This window comes from Psychrobacillus sp. Z3-81 (genome assembly GCF_056620325.1).
In genome coordinates, this window is record NZ_JBWQPU010000017.1 from 1 (window position 1) to 12,018 (window position 12,018).

Annotated in this window: 9 protein-coding genes; 6 read left to right on the top strand and 3 right to left on the bottom strand. The window is 39.2% G+C overall.

Annotated features, from left to right (window positions below):
- Positions 1-110: 110 nt before the first annotated feature.
- Positions 111-2,045, bottom strand: coding sequence for an ABC-F family ATP-binding cassette domain-containing protein (locus tag AC1ECF_RS15250; RefSeq protein ID WP_480390288.1), 1,935 nt, complete (start codon positions 2,043-2,045; stop codon positions 111-113).
- A gap of 119 nt (positions 2,046-2,164) precedes the next feature.
- Here AC1ECF_RS15250 and AC1ECF_RS15255 point away from each other — a divergent pair, with 119 nt between their 5' ends.
- Positions 2,165-2,806 carry a redox-sensing transcriptional repressor Rex gene (locus tag AC1ECF_RS15255; RefSeq protein ID WP_480390289.1) on the top strand — a complete coding sequence of 214 codons (642 nt, stop codon included), beginning with the start codon at positions 2,165-2,167 and terminating at the stop codon, positions 2,804-2,806.
- A 132-nt stretch (positions 2,807-2,938) separates the two neighbouring features.
- On the opposite strand, the gene AC1ECF_RS15260 is transcribed toward AC1ECF_RS15255, so the two are convergent.
- On the bottom strand, positions 2,939-3,652 hold the full coding sequence (locus AC1ECF_RS15260) for a CPBP family intramembrane glutamic endopeptidase (RefSeq protein ID WP_480390290.1): 714 nt from the start codon (positions 3,650-3,652) through the stop codon (positions 2,939-2,941).
- 201 nt (positions 3,653-3,853) lie between these two features.
- Here AC1ECF_RS15260 and groES point away from each other — a divergent pair, with 201 nt between their 5' ends.
- The 5 genes from groES to AC1ECF_RS15285 all read left to right on the top strand — a co-directional run bounded on the left by groES (position 3,854) and on the right by AC1ECF_RS15285 (position 10,514).
- Positions 3,854-4,138 (top strand): co-chaperone GroES, encoded by a 285-nt coding sequence (groES, locus tag AC1ECF_RS15265; protein WP_480390291.1) that lies wholly within the window; start codon positions 3,854-3,856, stop codon positions 4,136-4,138.
- A 30-nt stretch (positions 4,139-4,168) separates the two neighbouring features.
- Positions 4,169-5,794, top strand: a complete 1,626-nt coding sequence (gene groL, locus AC1ECF_RS15270; protein ID WP_480390292.1) for a chaperonin GroEL — start codon at positions 4,169-4,171, stop codon at positions 5,792-5,794.
- Between the two features lie 875 nt (positions 5,795-6,669).
- Positions 6,670-9,546 (top strand): endo-1,4-beta-xylanase, encoded by a 2,877-nt coding sequence (locus tag AC1ECF_RS15275; RefSeq protein ID WP_480390293.1) that lies wholly within the window; start codon positions 6,670-6,672, stop codon positions 9,544-9,546.
- A 310-nt stretch (positions 9,547-9,856) separates the two neighbouring features.
- A complete protein-coding gene (locus AC1ECF_RS15280) occupies positions 9,857-10,180 on the top strand; it encodes a hypothetical protein (protein WP_480390294.1) in 324 nt (107 codons plus the stop codon).
- Between the two features lie 10 nt (positions 10,181-10,190).
- Positions 10,191-10,514 (top strand): ATPase, encoded by a 324-nt coding sequence (locus AC1ECF_RS15285; protein ID WP_480390295.1) that lies wholly within the window; start codon positions 10,191-10,193, stop codon positions 10,512-10,514.
- Between the two features lie 591 nt (positions 10,515-11,105).
- Here the strand turns inward: AC1ECF_RS15285 and AC1ECF_RS15290 are convergent.
- A complete protein-coding gene (locus tag AC1ECF_RS15290; protein WP_480390296.1) occupies positions 11,106-11,876 on the bottom strand; it encodes a Cna B-type domain-containing protein in 771 nt (256 codons plus the stop codon).
- Positions 11,877-12,018: the final 142 nt, after the last annotated feature.

Here is a 12,018-nt window from a genome sequence, read left to right on the forward strand (position 1 = left end):
TTGATCTCCCACTTAGCTGTCTCCTTTCTTTTGCCATCTTGAAGTGGGAGTCTTACTGTCCCTTAATGCGGGATAAATTTGCTAAAAAGAAAAACCCCCAAATATGGGGGTTAGGATCCACTGATTTCTTCTAATTGTTCTTGAAGCTCCAGCCAGCTGTTAGAAAGATTGTCTTGTTCTTCTTTTAATTGTTCTAGCTCTGTTTGCAGCTTTTGTACGGCTTCATGATTTTGGAATATTTCTGGATCGCACAGCTTTTCTTCTATTAATACAATTGCTTGATCAATCTGTGGCATTTTGTCTTCTATTTCCTCCACTTGGCGACGAAGCTGACGTTCCTTCTTTTTAGCTTCCTTGTCAATGGTAGAAGTGTTGACCTTCGGTACGATGGTCTTCTCTGTCACGGCATTTTCCATAGCTATCTCTTCTAGTTCTTCCTTCTTCTCTAGGTAATAATCGTAATCACCAAGATATAGGGCAGCACCATCAGAGGATAGTTCAATTACCTTCGTGGCAATTCGATTGATAAAGTATCTGTCGTGAGATACAAAGACAATCGTTCCAGGGAAGTCAAGGAGAGCATTCTCTAAAACCTCTTTACTGTCTAAGTCAAGGTGGTTGGTAGGCTCATCGAGCACTAATGTATTGGCTTTAAGTAGCATCAGCTTAGCAAGGGCAAGTCGTGCCTTTTCTCCACCTGATAAGGTAGACACCGTCTTTGACACATCATCACCCGAGAATAGGAAGCGCCCAAGTACCGTTCGCACCTCTTTCTCATTCATAAGCGGCCATTCATCCCAAAGCTCCTTCAAAACGGTTTTATTGCCAGTGAGAGCTGCTTGCTCCTGATCATAATAGCCAAATTGGACATTTGTACCGTATTGAATGTTTCCGTTAGCAAGTGGCAGCTGCTTCATGATTGTCTTTAACAGTGTGGATTTGCCGACACCATTAGGGCCAACTAATGCGATACGATCCTGCTTATACACACTAAAGGAGATGTCGGAGGATACGGTTTTATTTGTATAGCCCACCGCCACACCTTCTAAGCGAAGCACATCATTCCCGCTCGGGCGGTCAATCGTAAAACCAAAGGAAGCAGATTTTTCGTCTCCATCAGGAGCATCCATCCAGTCTGTTTTCTCCAAAACCTTGCGGCGGGACTGAGCCATCTTCGTGGTAGAGGCACGTGCAAGATTTTTAGCCACAAACTCCTCTAGCTTTGCTTTTTCTTCTTGTTGTTTTTCGAATTTCTTTTTATCTAGCTCATAATTTTTTGCCTTTTGCTCTAGATACTTGCTATAATTTCCGACGTAGCGCGTGACGTTATGTCTAGAAACCTCATACACAAGTGTCACCACTTGATCTAAGAAATACCTATCATGTGATACGATCAAAATAGCTCCCTGATAATTCTTTAAATAGTTCTCGAGAAAGCTAAGTGTTTGGATATCTAAATGGTTCGTCGGCTCATCTAGTATTAAAAGATCTGGTTTACTGAGCAGCATCTTTGCTAATGCAAGCCTTGTTTTTTGTCCCCCGGATAGGGCTTGGACAGGCTTGTCATAATCCTCTGGATAGAACTGCATGCCATGTAAGATAGAACGGATATCAGATTCATATCGATAGCCCCCAGCCTCATTGAAAGCAAGCTGAAGCTCATCATAGGCAGCTGCCACTCGTGCATAGGCTTCTGGATTTTCATATACCACAGGATCGGCCATTTGTACTTCGAGCGAACGGAGCTCTTTTTCAGAATCAATTAAGTGAGAGAAGATAGATTTCATTTCTTCCCAAATGGATAGCTTTGATTCGAGGCCTGCATGCTGTTCTAGATATCCAAGTCGTATATTTTTAGGCATGATAATATCGCCTGAGTCATAAGACATCTCCCCAGCGATTATTTTAAGTAGCGTAGATTTCCCGGCACCGTTTCTTCCGACTAAGGCTACTCGGTCACGGTCCTGTACCTCTAGCTTTACATTCGTTAATATATCTTCACCGTTAAAGGATTTTGTTAGTTGATTCACTTGTAAAACAATCACGTTCTAGCACCTCAATTCTATCCTTAGTGTAATAGATAGGACTTGTCGTTGCAATGCTCTAGCCTTACAATGAAAGATAGGGAATTGAAAAAAATTGTATATAGAAGTGGAGGGTTACCATGAAACCTGACGTACCAAAAATACCTCAAGCGACTACGAAAAGGCTTCCTTTATATTATAGGTTTTTACAAAGCTTTCATAACGCTGGACATAAACGAGTATCCTCCCAGGAATTAAGTGAAGCAATGAAAATAGATTCCGCAACAATTAGACGAGACTTCTCTCACTTTGGAGCTCTAGGGAAGAAAGGTTATGGGTATGATGTTCCGAATCTTCTGGCATTCTTCCGCAAAACACTTGATCAGGACGAGGCTGCAAATGTTGCACTCATCGGTGTTGGAAGCTTGGGTACCGCATTTTTAAAATATAACTTTCAAAAGAACCATAACACCAAGATTGTCGTGGCATTTGATACAAAGGCACCTGTAGAAGGAACCATAATTAGTGACATTCCAGTGTTCCATTCTAGTGTAATGTTAGAAAAGCTAAAGGAGTTTGACATTGAACTTGTCATCTTCACGATCCCGAGTCGTGTGGCGCAGGGGGTAGCAGACGAGCTAGTAGGGTCAGGCATCAAGGGAATCTTGAACTTTACGCCCGTCAGGCTAACTACTCCTGATGAAATACGTGTACATACAATTGACCTCTCTGTAGAGCTTCAAACGCTTATCTATTTAATAAGAAATGAACATGTTGAGTAACAAATATCGCTCTTACATAGGAAAAGTGATTCCAAACATAACAGCACTTACGGACGTATAAGCCGTAAGTGCTGTTCGTTTAGCTTTATTCTAATTAGGGAATGGTTAGTATTCCGAGGCTTACACTGTTCTCTACTGAATCTCTACATATTTCTCTAAAAAGCGAACGATTTTATCATAATTCATGTTAACCACTACTACATATCCGTTCAAGAGCATATGAGCGATAATAGAGGTAAGGATTCGTTTTGTCTTGTAATAAAGAAAGGCGAATATGAACCCGGACGTAGCATATATTAGTATGTGTACAAACTCTAGGTGGATGACCGCAAAGGTTAATGAGCTGACGAGTGCGGCTACAAAAAAATTCGTCTTTGGCAATAATGCACCAAATATAAGGCGGCGGAAAATGAGCTCTTCTAAGATGGGAGCAAACACGACGATTGAAAAAATAACCAGTGGAACCTCGGTTGCCAAGGTGATAAAGTCTGCTGTATTTTGAGAGCCTGGTTCAATTCCAAGTCTAATTTCAATGTTTGCTGCAAGCGTCTGGCCCAGAAAAACCATAAAGAAACCTATAATTCCCCAACCAATCACTGTGGGAGTATTTGCCGCTTGTCCCTTTAGCGGGCGTATAAAATGTCTATCCTTTCGAATAATAAGCAAAGTGATTATAGTGGCTAAGGCAAAGCTGATAAACATCCACCAGCCTGAGGCCAACATTTCTGCATTTTTCATCCCCATTCCTTTAAACAAAAGGAACAGAAGAGGTGCAAAAATGGCTCCAGAAAGCTGCATAAGCACGTAGATAATCAGTATATATAAGCCTGTTTGTCTTTGTTTCATGTATTACATAATCCTCTCTATAGAAATACCATTTCTTCTATTGTAATAGAAAATAGAAATAAAAGAAAAAATTTAAAAATAGATAAGGTTCATGCTTGCAAAATGTTTTGGGTTTCATTATTATAATAAGTGTGTTAGCACTCATAGGGTGTGAGTGCTAATAAAATCAATTATTTTACTATTTTAGGGAGGTAGTTTCACTTGTTAAGACCATTAGGTGATCGCATCATTATCGAATTAATCGAAGCTGAGGAAAAAACAGCATCTGGCATCGTACTTCCAGACTCTGCTAAAGAAAAACCATCAGAGGGGAAAGTAGTTGCTGTAGGTTCTGGGCGAGTACTTGATAACGGTAATCGCGTTGAGTTAGACGTGAAAGAAGGAGACCGTATCATCTTCTCTAAATACGCAGGGACAGAAGTAAAATATGAAGGAAATGAATATTTAATTTTACGCGAAAGCGATATTCTTGCTGTAATTGGCTAATAAATCGAAAATATAGGAGGTCTATAGAACATGGCGAAAGAAATCAAATTCAGTGAAGACGCACGTAGTGCAATGCTTCGTGGGGTAGATAAACTAGCAGATGCTGTTAAAGTAACGTTAGGACCAAAAGGACGTAACGTAGTACTTGAGAAAAAATTTGGTTCTCCATTAATCACAAATGATGGTGTTACAATTGCAAAAGACATCGAGCTAGAGGATTCCTTTGAAAACATGGGTGCTAAGCTTGTAGCAGAGGTTGCATCTAAAACAAACGATATCGCTGGTGACGGTACAACAACTGCAACCGTTCTAGCACAATCTATGATTCGTGAAGGACTGAAAAACGTTACTGCTGGTGCAAACCCAGTGGGGATTCGTAAAGGTATTGACCTAGCGGTAGCAGCTGCTATTACAGAGTTAAAAGATATCTCTAAACCAATCGAAGGAAAAGAATCAATTGCACAGGTTGCTGCTATTTCCTCTGGTGATACAGAAGTTGGAGAATTAATTGCAGAAGCTATGGAACGCGTAGGAAACGACGGTGTTATCACAATCGAAGAATCTCGCGGTTTCACTACTGAGCTTGACGTAGTAGAAGGTATGCAATTCGACCGTGGATATGCATCTCCGTATATGGTAACTGATTCTGATAAAATGGAAGCTGTTCTAGAAAACCCATATATCTTAATTACAGACAAAAAAATCTCTAGCATCCAAGAAATCCTTCCAGTGCTTGAGCAAGTGGTACAACAAGGAAAACCATTATTACTGATCTCTGAGGATGTAGAAGGGGAAGCTCTTGCAACACTAGTTGTGAACAAGCTTCGCGGAACATTCAATGCAGTAGCAGTAAAAGCTCCAGGATTCGGTGATCGTCGTAAAGCAATGCTTGAAGATATCGCTATCCTAACTGGTGGAGAAGTGATTACAGAAGATCTTGGCTTAGATTTAAAATCTACAAATATTACTCAGCTTGGACGCGCTTCTAAAGTTGTTGTTTCTAAAGACAACACAACAATCGTGGAAGGAAACGGTGATGCTGACCGCATCGCAGGTCGCGTAGCACAAATCCGTGCGCAAGTAGAAGAAACAACTTCTGAGTTTGATAAAGAAAAATTACAAGAGCGCTTAGCAAAACTTGCTGGCGGTGTAGCGGTAGTAAAAGTTGGAGCAGCTACTGAAACAGAACTAAAAGAACGTAAACTACGTATCGAGGATGCATTAAACGCAACTCGCGCTGCAGTAGAAGAAGGTATCGTATCTGGTGGTGGTACAGCCCTAGTAAACGTATACAAAAAAGTAGCGGAAGTAGCGGAAGCGAACGAAGGCGACGTAGCAACTGGAGTAAAAATTGTACTTCGTGCACTAGAAGAGCCAGTTCGTCAAATCGCAAACAACGCTGGTTTAGAAGGATCTATCGTAGTAGACCGTCTAAAACGCGAAGAAATCGGTATCGGTTTCAACGCTGCAACTGGCGAATGGGTAAACATGATCGAAGCTGGTATCGTGGACCCAACTAAAGTAACTCGCTCTGCATTACAAAACGCTGCATCTGTAGCTGCACTATTCTTAACAACAGAAGCAGTAGTAGCAGACATCCCAGAACCATCAGCACCAGGCATGCCTGACATGGGCGGCATGGGTGGAATGATGTAAGGACCAACAAGAAGTTGGTCATACGGACGTGGCGGGTTTAGTCCGCGTTCCTTAAAATGGCTTGATATATAAAGGTTTGTATCTAAGGTCAAAGCGATTATGCTAACATAGAGGATAATTTAGAGGCTTCTCATGAGTTGTGAAAACTTGTGAGAGGCTTCTTTTTTTAGGGGGAGAGATAGATGTCCTGCGTAATTCAGATATTGAAACTATAAATAAAGTAAAAATTGAATAGTAGATAATCAAATATTGGTTCTGTTTATCTATTTGTGGTTAGAAGAATATTTTCCATTATTTTGGATAGCTATGGTCCAGCCATATACGTTGAGGTTAACTAATTATTTAAAATGGGATAAAATGGATTTTTATTAAAGTTGTCGAAATTTTTAAAAAAGAAGGTATTCTCCTTTTAATAATGAATATTACAAGAAAGATTTAAAAGCAGGGAAGAACGATATATTTTAAAAATTAATATCTTAAGATGGTAAAATCGGAGGTTCTAGTATAGGAAAGTGAAGTCCTGAGGTTTACGTAGTGAGAGAATTGTAGCAAATACCCTTGATTATTTTTAAAGACAAGTTAAAGGATTAACTGGTGAAAGCTATTAATATAAGGTTCCATTTAATTTTAAAAACAAAAGAAAGGCGGTGTATAAATCTCCGGTGGCTGATACCAGAAGTATATTTTTTAGAGACGGGGTGAATGAGTACAATAGTATAAAGTAATCCAGCTAGCTTAGATTGGATGAATAACAAGTTTAGTTGCGTAATTAAAATATGATTGAAACCTTGGAATTAGTTATTTTATCAATAAGTAATCTTCTTTAAAAATCCCAACCTGTGAATAAATCAAAGTGATGAAAGGAATGAATTCTATTGAAGAAAAATGCTAGAAGTCTTTTCACATATTTTTTAATGCTCCTTTTTATACTGGTTTTGTTAGCCGATACTGCAATGTCAGACGTCCATGCTGCATCGGCAGAGGATGTTAATATTTCATCAGGTGAGATTGTGTCACTAAAAGAAGTCTATAAGGACTATTTCATGATTGGAAATGTAGTAAACCCCTCAGACATAAACAATGCAGCGAAATATGATTTCATGAAATTCCACTATAATGCACTTACACCCGAAAATGCTACAAAGCCGGACTCCTTATGGCCAGATTCCACTGGAGAACCGAATTTCAACTCAGCAGACAACATGATAAATCGAGTCAATGATGATGGTTTTTATACAATAGGACATGCACTGGCTTGGCATAATCAGTCTGCTGGCTGGCCGCCAAGTGGTCTGAACTATGAAGCTGCGAGGGAAAGCCTAGAAAGATATATTTCAACAGTCGCTGGACACTTTAGAGAAGGTAATAACAAGTTAGACGCCTGGGATGTTGTTAACGAAGCATTTAGGGATAATCCGGAAAATCCGACCAACTGGCGAAACGCACTTCGATCTGGAATCAATCCAATGGAACGGCCGTCCAGATGGTATGAAGCTTACTCTAGGGGTGGAAATGGATGGGATTATATCTATGATTCCTTCTTGTTCGCACGTGAGGCAGCACCAGATGCAACTCTCTATTACAACGACTTTAATGATGAGGAACTCCCTAATAAAGCAATCGCGATTGCCTCAATGGTGAAGGAGCTTAATGAAAGATATGCCAATGAACATCCTGGAGCAAATGGCAGAAAACTGATTGAGGGCATTGGTATACAGGGGCATTACAACACAAGACTCAATATAGATAATTTAGAGGAAGTTTTAAAGATATACAGTGAAACCGGAAGTAAGATTAGCATAACTGAGCTTGATGTACAACATAATGGTACTACAGCGAGTGTTCCCCCAACTGAGGCACAACTAAAGGAGCAAGCGACTGTGTATGCCAAATTGTTTCTACTATATAAGAAGTACTCCAATTATATAGAACGCGTTACTTTCTGGGGTGTGAGCGATAATAACAGTTGGCGCAGAACGGGTTACCCACTACCATTTGATTCTAATCTTGCACCAAAAGAAGCGTATTGGGCCATAATAAATCCAGAGGCATATCTTGGAATTACTGAGTCACCGCCAAAGCTAAAGGCGTTTAACTACGGAGGGGATAATTTCAACGTAATGGGTGAAAACGAATTTGATGTTAATGTGCCAATGGACGTGTCAAACATTGACTTCTCTACCAAAAATATAGAGCATGAATATCTAGACAGTAGTGTCGAGGTCAGCGTTATAATCAATCCAGAAAGTGGTTCGATGAATCCAGAGGAGCCTGTTGTGGCGACAGTAAAAATAGCTTGGAGGGAATCTCCGAATATATCAACGACATATAAGATTAACTTCGGACATATGACTGCCCAGTGGGAAAATGACATAAATTATCCGGATACGGGTTACCGATCATCTGTCAATATCCGTTTCAGCGATGGGAAAACTGCACCCAAACTGTTTCAGGCATTCCATAACACGAATGACGGTAAACTAGCGCTATTTAACAGTAAGTCATTTCAGCCCTTGCCAAAACATACAAGTGGTACGTTAACTATTAATACAGATAGCAGTATTGACAATGATTATTTGAAAACGGTGACATTGAAAAAATCTCTATGGAATCAAAAATGGGAACCGATTATTCCAACTCGTGTTACAGACTTGAAAAAACCAGAAAATTATTATAGGTTGGCAAAAGCTATTAAATCAGGTAATACTTATTTGGTTGTTTCCAATACCGCAGGTTTGGCACTGACCAATATGAACGTCGAATCTGTGCCAGCAACTGGCAAACGAGGGCTTGCAGGTACTCCTGTAACCATAGAAGACGACATTATAATAGAGCCTAAGCTCATTCAAGACAATACAAGATTTATCTTTAATGAGCAGACCAGTCCCGATCCAGGTCAATATACACCCGCTAATGGATATACTGGATACACTATGTTAAGTCTTGTTCACGGGGGTCTTGTAGCACCATCTATTATGTATCGAGATTTGAGTAATGACGATACTGCCGCTTTACGATCAGACTCAACTATTGCGGATAATGCATTAGATAGAGCGGTATGGTTTAACACAGGCATAGATCCTAATACGGGAGAGACTACTATATTTTCACATACTGGTTCTAGTGGTTACACTTATGCTCTGAATGGAAATGAATACGGTTACATTACCAAAAGAGTTGATTCTCCAGATAATGATGCGTCCCTTCGAGTTAAGCTGTATGAATACGTTTCTGACTATTTATCTGAAGAATTAACGAGCATTGGTGTAGATATAAACCACTCACCAGTGGATCGTTTGGTGAATGGACGTGAAGCTAATATACCTGTCACGGCGGATGTAGCTGATGGTTCCATGGCTCTGTTGATAAAGGACGGCGTTTCAGTGGCTTCTGCTATATTTGTAAACGGTCAAGCGACGATTAGTGTAAAAGGTAGTGATGTTAACGCTGAGGCAAATTATGCAGTTGTTGTCTACTATGGTGACGAAGTGCTTGGTGTAACAATACTATCGGTAGTTACTGTCGATAGCGTGACACCTTCTGCTACTGTTGAGAGACTAAAGGGTAATCAGAACAAACTGACAGTTATCGTTAGAGAAACATACTCTGATCGTTCGTCAGAGGAGGCTTTTACTAGAGAGATACTGATTGGGAACAACTCGGCTGATGTTTATCAGGTGGGTCCATATAAGGTCTATGTGAACACAAAAGGTAACGATCAAATTCGTGAGTGCTATATTGTGTGGGATTAACTAGCACCTGACAAGCAATAAAATGAAGAAGAAAGCAGGGATGCTTTCTCTGTAATCATATAACACGCTATACCTGTGATTGATCTAATAAGAGGAATAAGTTTGAAAAGATTATAATTTTGGTGGGTCGAGCTGAAACAATGGTTCGTCCTATTTTTTTATTACTGAAAGTCATATGCTTTATCTAGGAATCCTACTAGTGAGAGGCATTTATAATAATAGAGAATATAGCAGTTGAATATTTTGAAACTTTTACCATTTATACACGTAATTATTAGTAAGGACAACTACTATAAAATGGGGGAAGGAAATGAAGAAGCTAATTATTGTTCTTGTTACCATGCTTGTCGAGGTCGCTTTGATAGGTGGGGTCTCTTATTTATTTAACTGGGCATTTATTGATATTTTATTTTTAGGGGCACTAGCGATTTTCGGAGCTGTATGGCTTTATAGCTGGAATACTACTCAACTGCGCAATGAGCTACATGCAACGGATAAAGGGTATACCGGAGTGAGTAGTGGAGAAATTCGTTTATTTGAGTTTAAAATAGGTCCTGTCAGATTAGGAATGCTATTATTTCTAATCATTACCTTCGCTATTTCAGTCTACGAGTACTATCCATATTTCATTTAGGGGGGTAACTATGCAAATTATAACTAGCTTACTGATTGCTGTTATTGTTTTAGGTGTTGTCTCTTCTATTTCTTACTTCTTATACAGAGGAAAGGAAAAGGTCGATAAAGGAATGGCTATCAATTATTATCGTTTATCCTATAGAAGAAAGCTGATGCGTACCATTTACAGCGTGCCACTCATTCTTGCGGGGCTTGTTTTCATTTATTCCACTGTGGAATGGCCATTCCCTCTATATTTCACTTTTTGTCTACTTATCATTGTAGGATTCATCCTACAAGCTTTTTATAACTACTATAAATGGAAGAGTACAGAGCAACCAACTCTTAAATAATATACAAATAATAAAACGGAAGTAATGAGTGATATTTTTATCACTTCATCACTTCCGTTATTTTTAATGCAAATCAGAGTCTTTATCGGTTAAAGGCTATCATCCCTAATTGCCGTTTAACCTCTTTGTTAATCTAATTTCTTTGCAACAACCACAAAACGACCATTTTCTGTATGGTAATTGCAGGTTGCTAAAGTTAGGAGAGTGTCTCCGTAGCTTATTTCCATATCTGTTTCATATAGAGAGGCAGCCTTTACTTGTTCTAAGTATTCATTGAAAACGGTAGGATCACTTAAGTCTGTATACTGATAGAATCGAAATACATTCTTTTCATTTGTATAGTAGACGCGTGATTAAAGGCTAATACCTGATATTGACCTTCTTCATACAAGGTATCAAATGTTATACCTGAGTGCTGCTCAAAAGAATCAGTATCTGCATACTGTGTGATGGCTGCAAACATGCCAGCATGATGGCCATAAAGGAGATAAATAAAACCATCATTTGTAGAATCAGCTTCTAAAAAAGGAATGCCGCTTTGAGATTCAGTAAAATCAAACCCATATCTAAATCAAACTCCGGGTAATCCGGTTATTCTGGATTTACTGTACCAGTAAATGTTCCTTTAACAGCTGCTTCTTTTGTTTCTAAAATGGAAAGATTACCAGTCCAGAACAGACTCCATACATGAGGATCTTCAAAGGTAATCTGTCTTTTACCATCGACTATCTCTATTCTAATTTCACCTTTCTTGTCACCAAGAATAGTCGCAGAGGATCCGCTGAAGAATTCAGTATTCTTGGAAGTAAGCTCTTTTTCACAGCCTTCGAATTCGGCTTCATTAATAGCGCACATCACTTCACTTTTCTGTGTATCATTTAACTTACTATGTGACCATATATAATAATGCCCGCCTTTATTAGCTAAAAGAATCGAGGCAGTACCCATGTCATATGTCAGGTTACCAGCTGGAGATATCTTTTCAGACCAGTTATTTATCTCTAGGCTACTGACTTGCGGCTGGCTAATTACTTCCGTCTTATATTCTCCTACAGTGGTAGCCTCAATTTTATAATCGATGATGTTTCCCTTACTATCTCGCCTGGGAACATTTTCAAATGTTCCTTTCCAATCATTGTCCTCTGTTAATAAAAGAGTCTTGATTACGGAATCATTTACTTTCAAATCGACTTTAATTTCTGATGGTTGTTTACCGCTTGGATTGTCCCCGTGATCCCAGGTAACGGATACTGGTATGTCTACCATGTCATCATTGGCTTTAAAAAGAGATGGATGCATTAAGATTGCTATTATTAGAATAATGGCAAATGCTATGATGTTTGACTTTTTAAAGAACCTCAAAATCTAGCCCTCCTATTTAATATTTTGTTATTGCTACGGTTAAAATATATACAATAGACAATTTGTTTTGTAGGACACAAACGTGCCAAAACGGGTTCACAAGTGTGTACAATAACCTAAATAGAGGGGGGCACAAGTGCGC